14 protein-coding genes and 2 pseudogenes are annotated in these 20,839 nt (G+C 67.8%); 5 read left to right on the top strand and 11 right to left on the bottom strand.

What is annotated here, in order from left to right; translation table 11 throughout:
- Positions 1–96 precede the first annotated feature (96 nt).
- Complete coding sequence (locus tag ACZ6Q9_RS11135; RefSeq protein ID WP_396828831.1) at positions 97–339, bottom strand: hypothetical protein; 243 nt, start codon at positions 337–339, stop codon at positions 97–99.
- Between the two features lie 141 nt (positions 340–480).
- Here ACZ6Q9_RS11135 and ACZ6Q9_RS11130 point away from each other — a divergent pair, with 141 nt between their 5' ends.
- On the top strand, positions 481–936 hold the full coding sequence (locus ACZ6Q9_RS11130; RefSeq protein WP_393258995.1) for a hypothetical protein: 456 nt from the start codon (positions 481–483) through the stop codon (positions 934–936).
- A gap of 277 nt (positions 937–1,213) precedes the next feature.
- On the opposite strand, the gene ACZ6Q9_RS11125 is transcribed toward ACZ6Q9_RS11130, so the two are convergent.
- The 6 genes from ACZ6Q9_RS11125 to ACZ6Q9_RS11100 form a co-directional block, all read right to left on the bottom strand.
- Complete coding sequence (locus ACZ6Q9_RS11125) at positions 1,214–2,047, bottom strand: peptidase (RefSeq protein WP_396828833.1); 834 nt, start codon at positions 2,045–2,047, stop codon at positions 1,214–1,216.
- On the bottom strand, positions 2,044–3,348 hold the full coding sequence (locus tag ACZ6Q9_RS11120) for a VWA domain-containing protein (RefSeq protein ID WP_396828835.1): 1,305 nt from the start codon (positions 3,346–3,348) through the stop codon (positions 2,044–2,046). Before ACZ6Q9_RS11120 ends, ACZ6Q9_RS11125 begins: the two co-directional genes overlap by 4 nt.
- A 71-nt stretch (positions 3,349–3,419) precedes the next feature.
- Complete coding sequence (locus tag ACZ6Q9_RS11115; protein ID WP_396828837.1) at positions 3,420–3,686, bottom strand: DivIVA domain-containing protein; 267 nt, start codon at positions 3,684–3,686, stop codon at positions 3,420–3,422.
- Positions 3,686–4,699 (bottom strand): FAD-binding oxidoreductase, encoded by a 1,014-nt coding sequence (locus ACZ6Q9_RS11110; RefSeq protein ID WP_396828839.1) that lies wholly within the window; start codon positions 4,697–4,699, stop codon positions 3,686–3,688. Before ACZ6Q9_RS11110 ends, ACZ6Q9_RS11115 begins: the two co-directional genes overlap by 1 nt.
- Before the next feature lie 64 nt (positions 4,700–4,763).
- Entirely contained in the window at positions 4,764–5,057 is a 294-nt protein-coding gene (locus tag ACZ6Q9_RS11105) for a hypothetical protein (protein WP_396828841.1), read from the bottom strand.
- On the bottom strand, positions 5,054–5,293 hold the full coding sequence (locus ACZ6Q9_RS11100) for a hypothetical protein (protein WP_396828843.1): 240 nt from the start codon (positions 5,291–5,293) through the stop codon (positions 5,054–5,056). Before ACZ6Q9_RS11100 ends, ACZ6Q9_RS11105 begins: the two co-directional genes overlap by 4 nt.
- Positions 5,294–5,588: 295 nt before the next feature.
- Here ACZ6Q9_RS11100 and ACZ6Q9_RS11095 point away from each other — a divergent pair, with 295 nt between their 5' ends.
- From ACZ6Q9_RS11095 to ACZ6Q9_RS11080, 4 genes and pseudogenes are all read left to right on the top strand, one after another.
- A complete protein-coding gene (locus ACZ6Q9_RS11095; RefSeq protein WP_396828844.1) occupies positions 5,589–6,839 on the top strand; it encodes a helix-turn-helix transcriptional regulator in 1,251 nt (416 codons plus the stop codon).
- Complete coding sequence (locus tag ACZ6Q9_RS11090) at positions 6,836–7,339, top strand: flavoprotein (RefSeq protein ID WP_396828845.1); 504 nt, start codon at positions 6,836–6,838, stop codon at positions 7,337–7,339. Before ACZ6Q9_RS11095 ends, ACZ6Q9_RS11090 begins: the two co-directional genes overlap by 4 nt.
- 487 nt (positions 7,340–7,826) lie before the next feature.
- Positions 7,827–8,078: pseudogene (locus ACZ6Q9_RS11085) on the top strand (transposase); the annotation flags it as partial.
- 25 nt (positions 8,079–8,103) lie between these two features.
- Positions 8,104–8,214 (top strand): annotated as a pseudogene (locus ACZ6Q9_RS11080) (MGMT family protein); the annotation flags it as partial.
- Positions 8,215–8,268: 54 nt separating this feature from the next.
- Here the strand turns inward: ACZ6Q9_RS11080 and mads8 are convergent.
- The 4 genes from mads8 to mads5 are packed head-to-tail and all read right to left on the bottom strand — an operon-like array spanning position 8,269 to position 20,830.
- Positions 8,269–13,743, bottom strand: coding sequence for a methylation-associated defense system ATP-binding protein MAD8 (gene mads8, locus ACZ6Q9_RS11075; protein WP_396828847.1), 5,475 nt, complete (start codon positions 13,741–13,743; stop codon positions 8,269–8,271).
- Complete coding sequence (gene mads7 / locus ACZ6Q9_RS11070) at positions 13,740–15,338, bottom strand: methylation-associated defense system protein MAD7 (RefSeq protein ID WP_396828848.1); 1,599 nt, start codon at positions 15,336–15,338, stop codon at positions 13,740–13,742. The genes mads8 and mads7 overlap by 4 nt, the downstream gene beginning before the upstream one ends.
- Entirely contained in the window at positions 15,338–19,414 is a 4,077-nt protein-coding gene (gene mads6, locus ACZ6Q9_RS11065) for a methylation-associated defense system protein kinase MAD6 (RefSeq protein ID WP_396828850.1), read from the bottom strand. The genes mads7 and mads6 overlap by 1 nt, the downstream gene beginning before the upstream one ends.
- Positions 19,415–19,417: 3 nt before the next feature.
- Positions 19,418–20,830, bottom strand: coding sequence for a methylation-associated defense system restriction endonuclease subunit S MAD5 (gene mads5, locus ACZ6Q9_RS11060; RefSeq protein WP_396828852.1), 1,413 nt, complete (start codon positions 20,828–20,830; stop codon positions 19,418–19,420).
- Positions 20,831–20,839 lie beyond the last annotated feature (9 nt).

Raw genomic sequence — 20,839 nt, 5'->3', positions numbered from 1 at the left:
ACTCATCCGGCACCCACTGGTGAACCAACCGTTCATCCACAGTAGAGATGATCTACCACCAAGGTCAGCCAACCGCCACCTGAGACGCGCTCTTACTCAAGCCCGCGAGCGGAGGCTGGCCTGGCTCGCCTTGCGCGCCTCGATCTCTTCCATCGTGGTGGCCTGGTACCGGCGTCGCCCGGGACGCGGCTCGGTCACTGCGAACAGCGCCTCGAACGGAGCCGCGTGCTCCGCGCAGCGGTCGGTTTCCGCAGTCCGGCCCTCCGACACGACCTCGTACGTCTTGGCCTCACGCTGCCTGTCCTGACAAACGTCACACACGGTGATGGTGACTTTCACAACCGTTCCTGTTCGTGCTGCCGATGCTGCACCGCAGCCTACTGACAGTGGTTGACGTGTCGACCACCCGGATGTTCACTCTTCCCGCAGGTTGTTGATCAGCTGGCGCGCCCAGCCAGGAAGAAAGTCGAACGAATCGGGATGCCCGCTAGCAAGATCCAGAATGAGCAAGAGGTCCTGCGATGGTTCGAGGAGGGGCGAAGCTACCAGTGGATGGTGGAGGAGTACCGCCGCAAGTACGGCATCGAGACCGTACCCTCGCTCTGGGGAAACTTCCGCCGACGGCGAGGGCTCCAGCGGCGGACGACCCGCGACGACGACCTGATCCCGTGGCTTCTCAAGGACGAGCACCGGTGGCTCTTCCCGATCCGGATGTTGCGCACCGAAGCGCGCCGCCGCGCCGGCAAGCAACTGCGCGAGGAGGACAGAGTCAAGCTGGACGCCTGGCTCAAGCGGCTCGCGAGGGAGAACATCGTTCTGCACTACGACCCGGACACCGATGAGGGCTGGTTCTACGTCCCCCGGCGACCAGGCATCGACACGGACCTCATCCGGGTGCCCGAGCGCAAGACGACCACCCGCCCCGCAGCAGACTGAGGGCCGCCGGGCCGCCACGCCTACTCTGCCGCGCGAGTTGCAGGGCGTACACGGCCGATCACTCACCCGACCCCGCGTACGGCATCAGGCATACGACAGGGCGAGCCGACGGTGTTCGGGGTCGTCGGTGCGCTTGGCCAGTGCCCGCAGCTCCGCCGAGGCGGTGGCGGAGTTACGGCAGGCATGACCCGTTCAGATGATCATCGAGGCTCCGCACGCCTTCTGATCGTCCGAGGCGGGTCATGCCCGCACTGCCGTCATCGTTGATCTCGTATGGTCAGCCGACGCGCCGTCGGGGGCGGGTCAGGGCGAAACCGACCACACCCGCGACGGCGGCCAGGATGCCGCCCCCGATGGTCCAGTACCAGCGGGACGACAGGCTCGGCCACCGAACCCAGTCGAACCAGCCGTCCTCCTCCTCACCGGCCGCCGCCGGGTCCGGCGTACTGGCGGTCGGATCGTCGACGAGCACCTTGCCCGGGTTAACCGCCGGGACCAGGGGCTCCTTCAGCTCGCCGCCCTCCGGCTTGGTGTCGCCGTCGGACTCCACCCCGACCAGCAGGCTCACCTCGATCGGCAGGCCCAACTCCTGCTCCGGCAACTCGGTGCCGGACAGCCGGACGTAGTAGGTGCCCGGCAGCGGATCCCCCGACCACGGCTCGGCCCACGAACGCACCTGGCGTAGCTCGCAGTCGAGTTCGATGCTGGCGGCGCTCTTCGACGCCACCGGCGTCTGCGCCCCTGCGACACAGGCCTGCCGGCGGCGCAGCCCGTCGAAGACCTCGACCGTCCAGGTGGAGTCGCCGTGTCGGCTCGCCGCAGCAGGCAGCGACACGGTGGCCGCCACGTGATGCGTATCCCCCGCCGCAGCCGTGAACGACCAGTACAGGTAGTCGCCCACGGAGGCGCCGACGCGTACCGGCTGGCCGGGGCTGATGCCGGCGGCGGTGAGGAACGAGGTGCCGGCCTTGTTGATGGTGGCGGCCCCCGGCGACGGGGTGGGGGTGTCGGCGCTGGCGGCGGCCGGCAGCGCGACGGCGACACCGGTGGCGGCGAGCAGCACCGCCGCCCGGCGGGCCGAGATCAGGGCCGGAGCTTTCCGCATCGTCATCGGGTCCTCCAGACCGCTACCCACCAACGGGTCAGCCAACCAACGATCAACCCACTGAGCAGGCCCGCGAGGGTCAGTACGCCCAGCAGCACCCAGCCCCGGCCGAGGCCCGGGCTGTTCGGGGCGGGCGACGCGTCGACCAGGTCGATGGTCAGTTCGAGCGGCATGCCCGGTGCCTGAGCCGCACCCGCCTTGGCGGAGAAGGAGTTGCTGACGACCAGGCAGACGACCGTGGGCTCGGGGGCCTTCCCGGTCGAGCCGGAGAAGACGCCGCCCTTGTCGTCGTCCTCGGCCTCCTCGTCGTCGTCCTCCGCCGCCGACCAGCGCACGCCGGTGGACAGCACGTCGGTACGGCCGCTGCCGGCGTCGTTGCCCCGGACCAGTTCCCGCCCGTCGGTGGCGGTGGCCCGCAGCAGTACGCCGTAGTCCCGGTTCAACGGCCGGTCCAGGCCGATGCTCACCGAGGCCCGCAGCTCCTGCCCCGGCTGGACCGGGATCCGGTACCACCGGTGCTCCTCGAAGCGCTCCCGGTCGGTGTAGACGCCGGGGGTGAGCACGGGCGCCTTGGCGCACACGTCGGTGCCGGTCACCTTCGCCGGCGTCCTGGCGTGGGTGTCCTTGGCCCGTTCCACGAGCTGCTTGATCCGCCGGGTCAGGTCGTCCTTGCTCTGCGCGGAGGTGTAGGTGCCGCCGGTCGCCGAGGCGATGCAGACGAGCTGCTTGCGTACCTTCTCGTCGGGGATGAGGCCGAGCGTGTCGACCACCAGGTGGGTGCCCTGGGCGGCCAGCTCGCGGGCCACCTCGCAGGGGTCCGGCGGCGCGCAGGTGTCCTCGCCGTCGGTGATGAGCACGATGCGCCGGGTGGTCTCGCCGGTGCCGAGGTCCTTGGCGGCCTCGCGCAGGGCCAGGCCGACCGGGGTGAAGCCGGTCGGGCGCAGGGTGGCGATGGCGTTCTTGGCCTTCACCCGGTCGACGGGGCCGACCGGTACGAGCTGCTGGGTGTCCTGGCAGCCGACCTTCTTGTCGTCGCCGCCGTAGGTGGCGCCGAGGACGCGGATGCCGAGATCCGTCGTCTCGGGCAGCGCGTCCACGACGTCGTTGAACGCCTCCTGGGCGACGGAGATACGAGTACGACCGCCGATGTCCTTGGCGCGCATCGAGCCGCTCACGTCGAGCACCAGCTCCACTTTGGGCGGCTCGGCGGGTTCGGTCTCGTGCTCGTCGGCGTAGGCGGGGACGCCCAGTGTCGGGAAGGCCACCAACAGTCCTAAGAGGACCGCCGGGAGCCGTCGTTTGATCATCACGGCGCCGATCCTAGTGATCATCGCGCTCGCGGCAGACCGGGTGTCGACGCACCGTCCACTGCGGAGGATCAGGCCCGCCGGGCGCGCGAGCGCTCCTCGGCGTGCCGGGTCTGCCAGGTGCGCAACGCCTCCTTGATGCGGTGGTTCTCGGCGCGGGTGAGGTCGAGCTGGCGGGTGCGGTCGCGCAGCTCGTGGGCGAGACGGTGCAGCAGGGCGTCGACCTCGTCGACCCGGTAGCCGCGCCGGCCGAGCGGCGCGCGCGGCAGCGTCACGCCGAGGACCCGGTCGGGGGTGAGCGGGTCGGGCGGGGCGTGCCGGCTGCGGTAGACGGCCATCAGGGCACCATCGCGTACGGCAGGTGGACGCGGTCGGCGGGCACCCCGGCGGCGAGCAGCCGCAGCCGCGCGCCGGCCAGCATCGACGGCGGGCCGCAGACGTGGACGTCATGATCGGGGCGGTGACGGTCGAGGGCGATGGTGAGGGCGTCGCCCTGCTCGGCCGGCTCGGCGGCGGGATCGTGGCTGAAGGCGGGCACGACGGTCAGCCAGTCGTGGGCACACTGGAGCTTGTCGAGGGCGGTCGCGTCGTAGAGCTCCGCGAATCCGCGCGCCCCGACGACCAGGGTCACCCGCCGGCCGTCGGGCGCGGCGGCGACCTGCTCCACCAGGGCGCGCAGCGGCGCCAGGCCCGTGCCGCCGGCGACGAGCATCAGGTCCCGGCGCGGGAGCGGGTCCAGGCTGAGGCCGGCGTCGCGCGGTGGGCCGAGCCAGAGCGGGTCGCCGGGGCGTACGTCGTGGACGAGACTGTGCGAGACGGTGCCGGCGGCGACGGCGCGGACGTGCAGCTCGACGGTGCCGTCGGGGCGCGGCGCGTTGGCCGGGGAGAGCCACCGCCAGCGGCCGGGGCGGCGTGGCGTGCAGACGGGGACGGCCTGGCCGGGCCGGTGGGGCAGGCGACGCCAGGGGCGTACGGTCAGGATCGCGATGGTGTCGCACGGCCGGTCGTGGCCGATGACCTCGGCGGGCCACCAGGCCGGGCCGTCGCCGGCCCGCTCGGCGGCGCGGCGCACGGCCTCGGCGGCGCGGCGTCCGGCGCGCTCCCAGGCGTCCGCGACCGGCGGCGTCCACAGTGGTCGGGCCCGCCGGGCCACGGCGGCCCGCAGCGCCTCGCCGACGGCGGCCTGGTGGGGCAGCAGGCCGTGCCGGCGGTACGCGCGGCCGAGCACCGCCAGCAGCGCCGCCCGCCCGGCGGGGTCGTCGCCGCCGACCGTGAGGCGGCCGAGCGCGGCGAAGAGCAGCGGGCGTCCCGCTCGGGGAGCAGGCCGGGGCGGCCGTCCTCCAGCGTGCACCAGAAGTCGTCGGCGGCCTCGTCGACGCCCCTGTCGACGGCCGCCTCCCAGGCGGCGACGACGCTCACGCGCACGCCTCGCCGGCGAGGGCCCGGCGGGCGCGGGCGATTCGGTCGTCCGGCAGGCCGAGCGCCCACAGGACGCCCACCCTGTAGTCCACGACCCGCCGGTGCTGCGCCTCCGACAGGCCGATCCCACGCCACGGATCCGCGGCCGGGTGGCCATCGACGGCCGCGGCGAAGGTCGCCGTCAGGTGCGCGCCAAGCCGCTCCAGGTCGACCCCGACGAGGTACGGCGACAGCTCCGCATCCGCCACGACGAGGCGCAGCCTCTGCCCAACCGCCTCTTGTTCGATCATGCCCAGCCGCCGTGCTCCGCCCCGGCCCCAGCCTCGGCCTCGGTGAGGCCGGCGGCTGCCAGGGTGGCGCGGCCCCAGCGGGCGAGGCGGCAGGGGTATGGGACGCGCTCGCTGCGGCACAGCTCGCCCTCCGGCCAGTCCTCGGGCACATGCGTTCGCACCGCCCGTACGGCGATGGCGAGGTCCTCGTCGGTGACGGGGGTGAGGACCGGGAAGTCATCGAGCAGAGTGGGCATGCGGGCTCCGGGAGATGTGTAAGGCAGGTGCCCTTGCTAACGGATCCGGTAGAGGAAGGGCCCCTGCTAACGGGTGGAGTGGCGCCGGGGCGGGCGGGAGCGGAGCTGTGTCGTTCGGGTCGACGCAGCTCCGGAGCCAGCACCCGCCCCGGGCCATGCGCTTCAGCCTCTTTGCCGGGCCGACCAGGGACTACAGCGTTCGAGGGGCCGAAGTGACGCACAAGTGAGGCATGCACGTACCTGCTCTATCGACGGACTGTTACTACAGTGGCGGCATACGGAGGGAGAACCGGTCGTGGCCCTTAAGCGACACCGGCTGTGCCAGCGGCGGAAGGCGCTGGGCTTCAGTCAGGAGCGACTCGCCGAAGCGCTCGGTGTGGAGAGGTCGACCGTCGTCCGCTGGGAGACCGCCGAGACAGACCCACAGCCATGGCATCGGAGCCGGATCGCTTCGGCGCTGCGAATTACCCTCGAACAGCTCGACGAGATGCTCGTTGACGTGTCAGTGGCGAAGTGCCGAGGAAAAACGATGGATAAGGAAATCCACAGTCCCGCATCGGCAGCGGCCCGTTTAGAACTCCTCACCAGCGTGCGTGCCTTCCTCATCAGCTACATACCTGGCCGGTCCGTTGAGCCGCCAAGTTCCCCCGTAGAGGTACGCCGGAACGTGGGTCGGGTCCACAACCTCTACCAGCGGGCAAGCTACAGCTCCACGGCTCGACTCCTGCCGGACGTGCTCAGCCAGGCCACCGACCTGGCGGGGCAGGCGTCTGAAGTCCACCGCCCCAGCGCGTTCCGGGTGCTCGCCGCTGCCTATATTGCGGCCTCGAAGCTCGCGGTCAAGGTGGGAGATGGCGACATCGCCTTGGTTACGGCCGACCGGGCATCGACGTCCGCAGGGCTCGCTGGCGATCGCGCCTTGGCGGCAGTTGCCGCTTACCAGGCCGCTTGCGGGCTCTTGCGACTGCCAGGAAGAAGAGACGAAGCCGAGGAGGTCGTGCAGACCAGCATCGCGCAACTCGCTCGCGACATGCGATCGGCCGATCGTGACCTCCTCTCCGCGCACGGAGCACTGCTGCTCCTGGCTGCCGTGATTGCCGCAGGCCGAGGTAAGCCGAAGGAGGCGGCACGGAGCCTCGCCGGTGCCGATGAGCTGGCCGAGAAGCTGGGGTCGGACCGCAACTGCTTGTGGACCGGTTTCGGTCCCACCAATGTCGCCATCCACACCGTCTCGGCGGCGGTTCGTGCTGGCAACGCAGGCCATGCTGTCGAAGTCGGAGTTCGGCTCGACACCTCACAACTGCCAACGGTGCTCGTCAGCCGGCGGGCGCAGGTGCATGTCGACCTGGCCGCAGCAGCGATGATGGGTTCACCGGACAAATCCGCCGCTGTGCTCCACCTGCTGGAAGCCGAGCGGGTAGCCGCAGAGGTGGTACACACCAACATCCAGGCCCGCGAGCTTCTGCTCGACCTGCTGTCCAAGGAGCGGCGGAGTGCTACGCCAGGGCTCCGACCGCTGGCTGAGCGAGCAGGGCTATTGGTATGAGCACGTATCCGGTGTTGGCCCTTGTTGTCTGCGCAGCGCCGCCGGCGCTGCGGATCGGTGAACTCATCGAGTTGTTCAAGGATGATGGCTGGACTGTCTGCGTGACCGCTACGCCGACTGCAGCAACCTGGATCGATCGGGACGCCGTAGCTCAGCAAACTGGATACCCGGTTCGGGTCGAGTGGCGACTACCCAGCGAACCGGAGCCTCACCCGGCAGCTGACGTGGCTGTCGTCGCGCCGGCCACCTTCAATGTCATAAATAAGTGGGCACTCGGCATCAACGACAATCGTGCTCTCGGCACTCTCAACCAAGCACTCGGCGCCCGATTGCCCGTCTACGCCTTTCCAAACGTCAAGGCAGAACTCGCCGCGCATCCGGCCTATGAAGCAAACCTGCGGCAGCTTGATGCCGCTGGTGTCTCCATCACCGACTTGGCTCCCGACTTGGACTGGCGTCTAGTCACGAGCAGGACCAGCGAAGCGCGCGGTCCTCGATGATCCCCAAGCATGCGAACCGTGATGGCGACGCTTGACGCCGACCTCGACCGACGTCGTAACGGCAGCCGTCCAACTAACTTCCTAAGACGCCGCTCTATGACCTCCGCAGGCCGGCTGCCTGCGGTTACTCTGTTCCTGCCTGTCGCCGACCGTTCGCCACAGGCAATAGCTCGACGGCTGAAGATCGTCGATCTGCCTGTGTGCGCCAGCACGGCGCGCCCTGGTTTCGGTCAAGCCGCCCAGGCGCCTCGCTCTTGGTGATCGTCGTCAGACGGCAAGCGCTTCAGCCGGGCAGGCATAATTGATGCTATCCGAGTCTGTGGACTTTTAATCCACAGAATTTCCGCTGGCGCTAAGACGATTAATCGCTTGAGCTGGGCATATGCACCGCTCCGAAATCCACTGTGGAATTACGATGCTCGGGGATTGCTCGTCTGTTCATGTGTGAGCTGTCTGCTACCCCGGGGCCAGACGGGGGCGGTACGGATTGCCCCAGAGACCGGCCGCGTCCCGCACCAGCGCCTTGTTCGGCGTTGGCACCGATGTCGCCGCCCAACTGCTTACCACCGCGGCGATAGCTCGGATCGGCTCCGCTTCGAAAGTAGCACTGGCACACCTCTGCGCCGCCGTACCAATCCCCGCCAGCTCCGGACGGGTACGCCGCCACCGACACCACCGAGGAGGCAACCACGGCGCCAGCCACGACCTACACACCATCGCCCTGTGCCGCCTGCGCTTCAAACCCCGCACGGGGCGTAGCCTGCAACCGCAACCCGACCCCGGTAATCGGGCCCTGCCACTGCGTCGTCGGCGCCAGGGGGCAGCCGGTCGGGTTTCGGCGGCGCCTGGACCGCAAGCGCCGCCCGCTGAGTTGAAGGCCTGGGCGCTCTGCTGCCCACCGAACCCTGATCGACCTTACCCAATTCATGTCAGAGGTCGCCCGAAGAGCGTGTCTCTACCGCAGTCTTGGTGCCCCCACCATGCTTGGTAATACGCTGCCGAGTCCGAATCTTGATTGCTTTAGTGGTGAACGCATGGTTTGTAGCTCGACTAGACCAAACATACCCTTCGCCTGGTGAGAGATCAGCCATCTTGCCAGGGGTGAGGTCTGACAAGGCGGCGTTCGCCTTCTGTAAATGCTTGAGCCAAGCTGGTGAAGTGAATTTGTGTAAAATAATATGATTCGACAGTTCGATCAACGAGATGGGCACGGACGGCGGGTCCTGGCTCGCGACTAGCACGCTCATGCCTTTGTGTCGCATCTCTCGGACGCTTTCCACGAGCCCAGCGACCAGGTCAGGGCTGTCAATATACTTGTGCGCCTCGTCAAAAACCACAAGTTTGTTGAATCGCCGCTCCCCACTTCGGGCCTCGGCGAAAAGCTGCATGAGCACCACGAAGAGACCGAGCGCCTCGTCCTTCTCGATAAACTCATCGCGCAGGTCCACGATGATCATCCGGCCGGGACGGACCAGGTCCTTAATGCGAGCTTCGTCATCGACGTATTGGGTGGCGAGATCAAGGCGCTGTTGTGCCAGCTGCTTGAGGTGATCCGGCAGGCCTGAGGTTTCAATCCCCTGACGAATGACGTCGATTCGTAGATCGTTTCGATGCGCTCTCATGATCCGCTGTAGCTGCCGGATGTAAGTCGACTGGTTGCCCACTGCCCCCATGAGGAAGCGCCAATGCTCGGCGCGAAGCTCGGCGGAACCAAACTTCAGGGGCAGTACCGTGAGGTGTGGGTACTCGAATCGGCGCTGCGTAAGCTGGTCCTCGGGTACGAGCATGACGACGTCGGAAAGCCCCTGCGGGGTGATGCCGTACTGGTTCTGGAGATCTCGCGCTTGATCGGGATCGTCATTCGGCTCCACCATGCTCGTGAACTCCGGAGCATATTCCTGGGTCTGGCTGTAATGGAAGACGATGGTCGCCAGCGGATGTGGCACCACATTGACCGGCGGAGCCGGAAGCAGGGCCATCTCCATGATTGTGCCAAGGGTATAGCTTTTTCCACCGCCCTGGACGCCGAAGAGACTGATGGTGTGCGTTTCGTTCAGATCGAGTGCCACCTTGAGCCCGGCGCTTTCGCCCAACAGCCCGAACTGAGGCGACTCGCGGGTCGCGCCCAATACTACGTCCGGGCGAGCCACCACCTTGGGTGTGTTCGTGTCCGCCGAGCCGGCGTCAGTGCTCGGATACTCATCGACGGGGGCGGTGGCCTGACTGGGGACCCGGCGGACAGGCTGCTTGTCGTCGCCGGGAGTAGTTCCGTCCTGGCTGACCGGTCCGGCCGGCGGTCCTGGCTCGTCCATAGTAGAACCTGATTGACCTTCGCTACCGCTGGCGGGCGCCGACGTTGCCGCAGCACCAATAGTGCCTTTCGTTGTCGTACCGTCATCGTCGGCAGTAGCGCTGGCGGGAACATCATGATTGCGCGAGGGCGCACGGAACGCGGCCGCCCAGAGCCGGGGTACGGAGAGCTCTTCCCCGGCCAGCGTCACGCCGTCGGGTCGTTCCCCCGTCAGGCTGGCGGGGTCGGTGGGAATCGCTGTGATCAGTTCCTGGATCAGTTCCCGGCCAACCCGGTGGAACTCGGTACCCGCCTCCTGCTCGGTGTCGCAGCCGTGACCATTGAGGTCGAAGATCAGACCGGTACGAGTAAACTCGAGGTGGTAGCCCTCGTCGAGCCGATCGATGAGCCAGCGTGCCTCTGCTGCCGCCGTCGAGTGGATGATCCGATGACGGACAGCCCGATCGAGGTAGAAGCGAAGGATCGTGGCCAGCCGGTGGTTGTGCAGGACTCGGTCCACCCGGTCCGGGTGGTGGTGTTCGGGGTCGAAGTGCTCGGCGATAACACGCTGGCTACCGTCGAGCTGCGCCTGCATCCGATCCTTCAGCTGCTGGTATGCGCCCGGGTCAGCCAGCGTCGAATAGCTCTTCACCTCCACCAGCCGGCAGGTGATCGTCCGACGGCGGGCATTCAGGCTGAACAGGGCGAGATCGCTCCGGTGCAGCCGGGTGCGTTCGCCGACGGCGTCGGCACGGCGGCGCGTCTCCTGGTAGAGATCCAGATGAGAGTCCAACGGAAGCAGCACCTGATCCGACAGGACTCCCTGATAGTCCAGGTACAGTCGCGCCAGAGCAAGACCGAACACCTCGGTCCGTTGGTTCGGCGTGGTCGAGGCGAGCTTGAGCGCGAGCCGCCCGGAGAGAAGCCGGAGCTGGTCGAAGAAGGAGGCGACGTGCCGTTCGTCGACCGGAAAGCCGTGCTGCCGGATGACGGGGTCCAGCAGCGCGCGCAACTCCTCGACGGACCGCGAGCTGATCACCACGTGGTGGCCGAGCGGATTACCGAGCTCCGAGTCGTAGTCGATGACGTAGTGCGGCCGCTCGCCACTGCCCGGCTCGTCGAAGTAGTCGAGGCCCAGGGTGCGGTCGATGGTGAGCACCCAGTCGCTGACGGTATGCGCTTTGTGGAGCAGCGCACGGTCCTGCGCAGTGAGGGAGAGAGTGATTCGTGGCACCGCTCGGGTACCGGGCTCGCCGGTGGAGACGGTGGCGGTGCTAGCGGAGATCAGTGCTGGAAGGGAAGACAGTAGATCGGAGAGCTCCTCAGCCCCAGGTACCGGATGGGCCGGGCCGTGCCGGGGCCGTTTCCGCCACGAGGTCAGCTCGGCGTCCTGCCCGTACTCCAGGGTCAGGTCCTGGCGGAGCCCGTGGACGGGCGCGGGGACGGGGGGCAGCGGGGGTGCTGCATCGATTTGCTCGCCACCGAAGGCGTCGAAGAACACGGTCAGATGCGCCGAGGTGTCTCCGGCCGCAGAGCGGAACTCGGTGAGCGGCCGCAGCGCGACCGAAATTTTCGGCACGATGCTCGGGAGCGGCACGTGGAACGTTTCCGCCTCGGCCGCCGTGCTCCAGGTGCCGTTCAGGAGACTGGCGAGAGCGGATCCAGCGTCGGGGTGACTTGGGTCGGGCAGGAAGAGGCGGATATCGTAGCAGAGGTCTGCGCACTCGACTCGACCCTGCAACTCGACGAGGGCGTCCGCGAGGTGTTCGGCCCGGCCAGCGTTGACCGCGTTTAGAGCCAGCGTCGTGACGTAGGGATGGAGCCGCAGATAACGCTCGATGCGATCGGCAAGTCGTCGACCGGTCAGGCCGGCATCCGGACGTCCGGCTGGGTCCGGCAGCCGTAGGGTGGTGGCGACTCCCGCCAGGACATCTTGCGGGTCAGCGGTGTCCGACGGCAGATACACCCCCCAGTAGGTGAACGGGCCTTCCGCCGCTACCGCCAGACGACCGCCCGAACGCGGGACGGTGAGTGGAAATCCGGTGGGAGTGAGCTGGAATAACGCCTGCTGCGCGCTCTCCGCCGCGTCCGGTTCTCGGTCCCGGATGTCGTTGAGCCACCGCAGGCCCAACTCGGCCCAGGTGACCAGCCAGAGAAGGCGGAGCGGATGGGTGGGAGCGACCAGCAGGACTTCGGATCGGACACCATACGCATCCGTGTGGTCGACGGCGACGGTGTCCACCCGGAGAATTTCGGAGAGCTCGCGCAGGCGCGCGGGGAGTTCGTCGGGGGAGGCACGTTCGGCCCGCTGGAGCTGCCAGGCGATTAGTTCGGCGTAGCGCTCGGCGTACTCTCGGCTGGCTTCCCGGATGTCGCGCAGGTCGCAGCCTTCGACCACGTACTCCTGATCACCTCGGACAGCCGTCGAGACGGTGTGCCGCGCGGCGTGGAATCGGTCAACCACATCGACGAGATGGTCCGGCCAAGCCAGCGGCTGCGCTTCCGCCGCACCCGGATCGGCGCCGTTGCCGGACAGCACCCGCCAGTGGGCGAGACGACGGGGCTCGGCGAGGATGGCGCGTTGAATCCGGGTCAGTGCCGGGGAGAGCGGGATGGTGACCCGCCCGGCCGCCCCGAAGCTAACCTCGACCAGATCACCGTTGTGCTGCCAGGCCCGGTGGTGCACCTCGACGGCGTCACCGGGCGCGTCGAAGGCGCAGCGTAGGAGGGCGTGGGTGAGTCCGATGTCGCGCCGGTTCTGCCGCGGCTCCGGCTCGTCGATGTCTCCGTCCGGCACGACGAAGAAACGATCGCTCTCGTTGCCGGGCTGGTCGGGCCGCGTGGTCTCGACGGGAAGTGGGATGCCCTCCGAGTCGACCGGCAGCACCCGCACGTAGTGCCAGCCCGCGGCCAGCCCGGCCGCGCGAAGGTTCCTGAGATTCGCTCGGTACGTCGACTTGGCGACGGTGCTGACCTTGACCTTGGTGGCCACACCCGTCGGCCCGCCGTCCTCGGGAACGAGCTCCACGGCGAACTTGGCGAGGCCGGCGATCTGTCGCGGGTCCGGTTCGACCTGAAAGCTGACCGGAAGCACGTTCTGACCGTGCGTCCCGGCCGGGAGGTAGAGCTGGCCGCTGATGTTCTGGAGTACAGGATCGTCGACGTGCTGCGGGTCGGTGCCCGCACGTGGCAGATCCAGCTCGGCGACTGTGATCCGGAGCGCGACGGTGGCCTGCACCTCGCGCAGCGGCCACTGTTGGAAGGAGAATCGCCAGTTCGCCCGATCGATGACGATTCGGCGGGCCCAGCGGCGGGGATCGGTCAGACCGGCGGCTTCGGTCGACGCGCTGGACGTGGCGAGAAAGTCGGCCAGCCGCGCCCGGAATGCCGGGTCGGTCAGTTCCAGTTCGACGACCCGCTGCCGCGCCGGCCGGGCCGAATCGACGATGGTGAGAGTGCTCTCCAGGTTGCGGGCGGTCCAGGTGCGGACGCTACGCAGGTCGGTGAAGAGCGCGAAGTCGGGGACCAGGCCGAGTTCGAAGATCGCCGCTCCCGCGGCCTGCGGGTCGCTGTCGTTCTGAATGACGGTGAGCAGGTAGCGGGCGCGGGCGATCGCGGAGGCGTACACCCACCGGCGCTCCCGAAGTACCCCGAAGACCTCGATCACACCGTCGCGCAGCGCCGGGGGAAGCTCCGCCAGTAGATGGGCGGCCAGATCGGCGTACACGTCGCCGAGTTCGATCTGCTCGAAGGTGGCGATGCCGAAGGAGTCCTCCGCGCTGGCTCGGGTGCCCGGAGGAACGAAGACCAGTAGCGGCGGCCGGGGGTGGCCGTGCGCGTCGGGATTCCGTAGCTCGATCAGCTTGGTGCTGGTGACGGAGTTGCCACCGGCTGCGGAGTCCGCGCCGGCCAGGACGTACACCTGCCCGTTCGGACCCAATGCGCGGCGGACGCTGTCGCAGAGCCGGCCCGCGAGCGCCACGTCGAGATCGGTGTTCCGCATGCAGTGGCCGGGCTCGCGGTGCCGGAGCAAGTCGGCCAGCCGGGGAGCGAGCAGCCGCTCCAGCGCGTTGTCGACGTCGTCCTCGGTCAGTTCTCGTAGCCCGGTGCTCACCGCGTCGTCCCGTCCGTGCTAACCACGTACCGTGGGGTTATGGTCTGGCTCAGATAGGCATCCGAGAGGTCAGAGTAGAAGCCGATCTCCCGCAGCCTGCTTACGAAGGCGTTCAGGTTGGCGCGTAGAGCGGTGTGGTCGGTGATCGCCGCCCGGTCGAAGCCGTCTCCGGGTGGTAGCCGGTCCACATACAACCCGTAGCGGTCCCGGAGGATCGCGAGGAACTCGTCGACCCGGAGTTCGGCGGTGTGCAGTCCGCCGCCCGGCGCCGGTGTGAGCAGGGCGATCTGCAACAGCACCTCGAGTAGTCGACCGTCCAGGACGAAGCGCCGTCGCCCCCGGCGAGGCTGGGCGATCATCGCGCCGGAGCGGTTCTTCAGTAACAGCGCGTCGAGGCATTCGGTGAGGTACTTGCGGTGAAAGTTGACCTTGTAGGCGGTGACGATCTCGACGTACGTGGTGAAGTCGTCGAGCCCGAGATCGATGATTTCCCTGATCTCCCGCTCACGGTCGTCCGCCGCCGTGCTCTCCAACAGCGCGGTCAACTTGAAGGTGCCGAAGGCATCCCGGTCCTTGGTCCAACTCGGCCCGAGCAGGCGGAGCAGGTCGGTCACCGGCACCGGTCCCTCCGCGCCGCTGACCCGCTTGCCGCGCCGGTGGAGATGCCGGGCGAAGTCGTCGAGCTTCTTGACCAAGTAGGTGGACCGGACGAAGTCCGGGATTCGTGCGTACCATGTCTGGGCGCTGCGCTCGGCGAGCTTCGCCGACGGACTGTTCGGCGTTCCGCCCACGTCGAGAAAGAAGCCGTGCTGGGTTTCGGGGATCTGACCGGCGGTGAGTGCGGGTAGGGTCTTGAGCAGCCTCAGGTGGTAGAGCCCCATATGGAAGGCGAAGAGGATCTTCAGGTAGTCGATCATGACGCTTCGGGGGATGTACCGCCGGTGATAGAGCAGCCGAACCACGTCGTCGGCGAGGAGTTTCGCCGCGTCTGGCAGTAACGGCGGGTACGACATCCGTGCCCGGTTGTCCCGGGTGTCGGTGACCTGGTTCTTGACCGCCTCCACCAGGCTGATCAGCGCCTGAGTCTCCACGTCGACGTCGGCCGTCGCGGTAAGCGGGCCGAGCGCACCATTCAGGTCGGGGAAGAAGAACTCGCGCAGCAACCGCAGGGTGTCGCCGTCGCGGCCCGCCGACGCGTGCCGGAGCAGCTCGTAGAGGTGTTCGTCGGCTCCGTAGGAACGGGAGTGCCGGGCGTTGCGCAGCCGGTAGGTGTAGCCGTACAGCGGCCGGAGGCCGGCGATCTTCTGGGTCGGCTTGCCGCGGTTCACCATGTCGATCAGGTGGCTCTCCACCCACCGCCGGGTGGTCTCCTCGTCGAAGCCTTCGAAGAGGTGCCGGTTCTCCTCCTTCTTGCTCATCTCCTCGGCATAGTGGTCGACGGTGAGGTCGGCGCTGCGGGAGACCCGGCTGGGCGCGCCACCGTGGTTGAGCCGCATCAGGAAGGCGGTCAGCACCCGATCCATGTCGAGCAGCTTGTAGTCGATGTAGCTAATCCCGGGGTAGCGGAAATCGGTGTCCTGTTGCTTCAGCCCCATTACCGGCCCCCCGTCGCTTCGCCGCGATGCATCACGAGCAGCCCGCCTGGCTCCCGTCGGACCCGGCTCAGCTCACCCAGGGCGGAGGCGAGCAGAATCTCCTGGTACGGCGCGGCGGACAACTCGTTCTTGAAGATCGTCAATCCCAGGTAGAGCCCCTGCTGGTCGGCCTCTCCCGGCAGGTAGCCCACCCCCAGCCGATGCAGCAGCTCGAAGAGGTCGAGCCGGATTCGCAACTGTGCCCGATGACCGACCTCACCGTGGTAGCGGAGCACGACGGCGTCGGGTTGGCCCTCCAGGTACGGATTGCTCGGCTCGTCGCTGACGGAGAGGGCGAGTCGCTCCTTCGGAAAGAGCCGGTAACTGCGGATCGTCTCCCCGGGCACCTGACGCAGCCGCAATGCCAGTACGTCCCCGAGTTGTCGCGGATCGGTGAGCCCTTCGCTGCGATTGATCGCGTCCACCAGCTCGTCTAGCCGTTCCCCGACGCTTTCGGGGTTCTTGAGCAGGGTCAGCAGTCGGTCCGCGCCCCGATACGGCAGGAGGTTGCGGGACCGACGCTGGTCGAGGCTCTCGAAGTAAAATCTCCGGCGGGCCGCCGCGACGTACCGGCGATGTGCTGCCCGCTCGTCCTGATCGGGTGCCGAACTTCGGGTGAGGTGCTCGGCGAGCCGGGCCAGGAGCCGCTGATCCTGGTCGCCACGTCCGTCGACGGTCACCAGCGCCCGGCCCGCCGCCGGACCAAGGTAGTCCAACTGTCGGTCGAGCGCGGGAGCCGGGGCGCTGGCCAGGTCGACCTCCCGAAGCAGTCGCAGGAGGCGGTCCTGCCCGCCGGACGGGCCGGCGTAGCTGGTGAAGTAGTACGAGTCGAGGATCGTCTCGGTTTCGTTGGCCGCGTACAACTGGTGGATCGAGGCGCAGTCCCGCCCGGAGGTCAACATGTACGCGAAGGCCGACCGGAGGTCCCGCATGGTCATGTGCAGCCGGCCACGCAGGTCGGCGAGCCGGTATAGGTCACGCAGCCGTTCCCGGATCTGCGGGCCGGCAGTGGGGTGCGCGAAGGTGAGCGCGTTGTGCCGTGCGTAGCAGGTCCGCTCCAGCGCGCAGCCGCCGCACGCCGACCAGTATCGCTCGTCGGTGAGCCGGATCAACAACCGATCGAAGATCGACTCCTGCAGTTCGGAGGTCGGGGCGAGCAGGCTGCGCCGGTTGAGGTTGACCACCACAGTCCGCGCTGGGGTCGGCTCGCCCCGCAGCCCGGCGCGGACCAGATCGGCCAGCTTCGGGTACGCCTTCTCCTCGGTGCTCAGGAAGTCGACCAGCCGGCCCTCGTTGATGGCGATGAGTCGTGTCTCGTCCTGTGGCCAGGCCGTGGCGTCCGCGCCTATGAAGGGCGCGAAGAACGCCTGGAGCACCTCGTCGTTGGTGGTGTCACCCTCGTCCTGACTGCCGTCGTAGTTGATCCGACACCAGCGACCGCCGGGAAGCTGGAAGTCGACGCCGTTGGAGCGCGGCGGACCGATCACCGCGCCCCGCTCGGCGGCCTGCTCGGCGAGTCGCTCCAGGAACGCCGTCTTGCCGTCACCCGCGTTCCCAGTGATGATCACCAGGTCGTGGTCGCCGCTGAGCACCGCCGGACGAAGGCGGTCGTCCAGCGCGGTCTCCACGTACAGCTTCTGGGTGTCCTTGCCTCGGGTGCCGGCGTTGCTGCGGACGCTCTGGCTGTAGAGCGTCTGAAGGTAGTCGACGAAGGGGTTCGCGCCGGTGGTCTCCGGGGCCGGCTCCGGAACGGGCGGCGGCGGCGACGCCGTCCGGACCTCCCGGATCTCGTGAAGGGCGGCGAGGAACCGCTCGGCGGTGCCGTAGCGATCGCTACGACGCGGTGCGATAGCTCGGCGGACCACCTCGGCGAGCGGATCGGCCAGATCACCGAGGCCGATGAAGCTGCGTGGATCACGCGGTGGCTCCCCAGGGACGGGTTGTGCAGCGTCCCAGGGGTAGCCGCCGCCGGTCAGCAACTCGTAGAGCGTCACGCCGAGCGCGTAGACGTCCCGGTCGGCGAGGTCGGCTTGGTCGAGGTGGCGGTGACCACGCAGGTCCGGGGCGACGTACCGGGGGGTACCGCCGGGGGGCGACAGGGTGGATTCGCTGTGCAGGGCGATGTTGAAGTCGATGATCTTCGCACCGCGTTCGCTCCAGTAGAGGTTGGCGGGCTTGATGTCGCAGTGGTAGACGCCGTGCTGGTGCAGGAAGAGCAGGCCGCGTGCCACGTCCGCGGCGAGCGCCACTGCGTCGGCCGGGCCCAACGACTTGTCGGCGAGCAACGTCTTGACGTCTTGCCCCTCGACGTACTCGAAGGCGAGGTAGGGGATCTGCCGGCCGTGCAGGTAGTCGGCGACCTCGACCTTGACCACGTTCGGGTGCGGCGGCAGTCCGATCAAGATCTTGTACTCGTGCCGGAGCCGTTCGATCACCGACTCCCTGTCCCGGAGCACCAGCTTCACCGCCCGGTCGGCCCCGGCCAGGTCGTCGTAGACCTGGTACGCCACGCTGGACTGGCCGCGCCCCAGCCGTCGGCGCACCGTGTACTTCGGGGTCAGCGGATACCCTTCCGGCAGGTGCCAAAAGTCCGGCTCGTCCGCTCCGCCTGAGCCTGCGGGGGCGGCTGGGGGCGGCGTCGGGGGCTTCCGGCGCCGCCCAAGTGCCGCCTGCATCTCATCGAGCGCCTCGTCGGCGCTGGGCCGGCCCGACGGGGCTCTCGCACACATCCGCTTTAGCAGCGCGCTGAGCCCCGTCGGCAACCCCGCCTCCGCCATCGGGGCGTCGGGGAGGATGCTGCCGCGTTCGAACTGGTCGGTGGAGGAGGTGAAGGGCAACTCCCCAGTGAGCACCCGATACGCGATCACACCCGCCGCATACACGTCGGAAGCGGTGGTCATCTTCTCCGGGTGCGCCTGGCACTCCGGGGCCACGTACTGTTCGTCGAGCGCGTCGGCGAGGAGCCGCAGCACGGTGGGGTCCCGGGGTGGGCCGGCCGGGCGGGCGTAGTCGAAGCCGGTCAGCAGCCCCCGCCCGCTCTCGGTGACCAGCACCGTGGTGGGGCTGAGCGCCCGGTGGACGACCCGGTTGCGGTGGGCGTGGGTGAGTCCGCGCAGCACGTCGACCACGACGCGAAGCTTCGCGTCCGCCGCGAGCGCGGCCCGGGGATTGTCCAGGTACGTGCGGAGCGGCTGCCCGGCCACGTCGTCGAGGACGAGGACGAACGCGCTGCCATCCTCGATCGGGAAGAAGTCCCGCCGCCCCACCACGCATGGGTGACCGCCCATTCGCGTGAGCGCGTCGTAGGCGTTGGAGATCTGGCGCTCCTCGGCCCGCCGCTCCTCTTCGGGCAGGAACGGGTCGGCCCGGTAGACCCGGAGCAGGGCGCTGTCCCCAGAGTGCCGGGTGGCCGAGTTGACCGCCCGATACTCGGTGATGACGTCGTCTCCGCCCAGCCGTTCCCGCACCTCCCAGTTGCCGAACCGCTGTGGGCCGGTGGGCAGGTCGACGATGCCGTGCAGGGCGGTAATGATCGCCGCATGATGGCCACGGACGTCCCGAGGGAAGCCGGTGCGCACGCGGGTCGGGTCCCCCAGGGCGTCGATCAGGTCGGGCAGGGTGACGGTGTCCTCGGCGTCGTTGCCGACCGGGTCAATCAGCTTCGCGTTGTCCGCGGTCAACACCACGAGCGCGCCGACGTAGACCCGATTTAGTGCGGAGTGCTGCCGGCGCAGCAGATCGGCGACCACCCGGGCGTGCTGCCGCAGCTTGGCGGCGGGGGAGCCGAAGGCGTCCCGACCGGACGGGTACCACCGCGCACCGGCTACCTCGATCCGCCCGGAGGTGCCCTTGACGTCCACCAGCCAAACCGCGTGCGGCGTGATCACCACCAGGTCGACTTCGAAGATGCCGGCGCGGCCGCGCACCTCGATGTTGTGCAGGACGGACCAATCGTCGGGGGCGTGATCCCGCAGCAGGGCGACGACCTTGCGTTCTGCGTCGTTGACCGGGGGACCGCCACCGACGATTTGTGCCATGAGCTAGCCAGCCGCCTCTCGGACCGCTTGATCGAGCAGAGTCAGAGCTTGATCCTCCCTTCTATCAGCCTCGTCCCGATCCCGGTAGGCCTGCCGCACAGTCTCCTCAATCCGCTCCCGGTCCTCCGGCGTACACAACGGCACGGGAATCTCCCGCCGCAAAATTGGATGGATATCTTGAGGTCCCGTTCCTTGCAGCATCGATCTAAGCATCCGGAAGGCCGGCTCTGATCGAAGGAATGCGAATAAGTAAGCGCCTGATATGCTTTCTTTTCCAGGTTCGACTCTTAGGAAATGTTGAGTATATGCAAACTTCAGCCAGCTGCCGGTTACCATCATTGCGCGACAGATTAAGCTCGACTCTCCGGGAAGCCCCTGCGACGCCACCATGATCGTCTCGTTGTTGGCGAAGATTCCGCTAGGCGATTGGTCGGCGCTGATCCAGCGCCCTTCAGGACGCGACCAGAATCCATCCTTTTGCCCGACCAGTAGGACGGCGCCAGCTTCAGGGAGGCTGTCTATTCTTTTAAACCTAACTCCCGACGCAAGCTTGCCTCCGGCGCATACATCTCCTAGTCGGATGCTTTCAACGGAACTGATTCTTTCAGTCAGGAACTTGGCGCGTGCGTCGTAGTTCGAGGCGCGAAGCGAAGTCGGTCTAACGGGAAGTGCGGCGAAGCCAGTAGCGCGAGGCTGCTTGTGCCAGGAGTAGTCGACCAGTTCGGGGAGGCCGGCGCTGGTGAAGAGGTCGCGGGTGGCTTCACGTACGCCGGCTTGGAAGCTTGCGCGCAGCTCAGCGGCTTGCTCGATGAGCTGGTGGATCTGATTCTCGATGTCCGCATCGAACCGCGGAACCGGAAGCCCGGCGATATGGTGCGGCTCGATGTGCTGAATGATCGCCCCGTAGGCGGCGCTGGTGATGATCGGCAAACCGTATCTGCTGCCTAAATAGGCAAATAGGTAGCCAGATGGAATCTTGGTCCTGTCTGGGACTACCCGTAGCACGTGCTCACTGCATGCGAAATCTCGTACGTCCGGGCGCGCATAGGCGATGCGCCCGACCGTGCCGGAGCGGGTGATCAAGATCCAGCCGGGCTGTATTCTGAGTCGAGGGTTCTCCTTGGCGGCGGACTTGGCGATCAGGGGCAGGTAGCTGAAGTCGGCTTCTAGGATGTCGGTGCTAGAAAAGAATGGGATACCGTGCTCCGGGTCGGTGACCCAGCGCCGGGAGAACCGCCCCGGGTGAAAGATGCCGTCCGGTTGGGTCACCTGGCTCAGCGGCTGAGTGCGCGGTAGGCGCTCGAGGAGTTTCTTGGCCTCATAGGCGCCGGAGAGGAAGGGTGACGGGTCGAGGCGGAAGCCCTGCTCAGCGAGCCAAGAGGAGCGGACCGGGTTGTCAGCATTGACGAGCTTCAAGAAGCTTCC

The organism is Micromonospora sp. NPDC049139, assembly GCF_055586845.1.
The sequence above is the reverse complement of the archived record's forward strand: the minus strand, read 5'-3'. Positions and strand labels throughout refer to the sequence as shown.

Coding starts and splice junctions, on each gene's coding strand:
- mads7 (WP_396828848.1), bottom strand. CDS start 15,338: ATGGGGCTGAAGCAACAGGACACCGATTTCCGCTACCCCGGGATTAGC.
- ACZ6Q9_RS11120 (WP_396828835.1), bottom strand. CDS start 3,348: ATGATCAAACGACGGCTCCCGGCGGTCCTCTTAGGACTGTTGGTGGCC.
- ACZ6Q9_RS11130 (WP_393258995.1), top strand. CDS start 481: ATGCCCGCTAGCAAGATCCAGAATGAGCAAGAGGTCCTGCGATGGTTC.
- ACZ6Q9_RS11100 (WP_396828843.1), bottom strand. CDS start 5,293: ATGCCCACTCTGCTCGATGACTTCCCGGTCCTCACCCCCGTCACCGAC.
- ACZ6Q9_RS11125 (WP_396828833.1), bottom strand. CDS start 2,047: ATGACGATGCGGAAAGCTCCGGCCCTGATCTCGGCCCGCCGGGCGGCG.
- ACZ6Q9_RS11090 (WP_396828845.1), top strand. CDS start 6,836: ATGAGCACGTATCCGGTGTTGGCCCTTGTTGTCTGCGCAGCGCCGCCG.
- ACZ6Q9_RS11115 (WP_396828837.1), bottom strand. CDS start 3,686: ATGGCCGTCTACCGCAGCCGGCACGCCCCGCCCGACCCGCTCACCCCC.
- mads6 (WP_396828850.1), bottom strand. CDS start 19,414: ATGGCACAAATCGTCGGTGGCGGTCCCCCGGTCAACGACGCAGAACGC.
- ACZ6Q9_RS11105 (WP_396828841.1), bottom strand. CDS start 5,057: ATGATCGAACAAGAGGCGGTTGGGCAGAGGCTGCGCCTCGTCGTGGCG.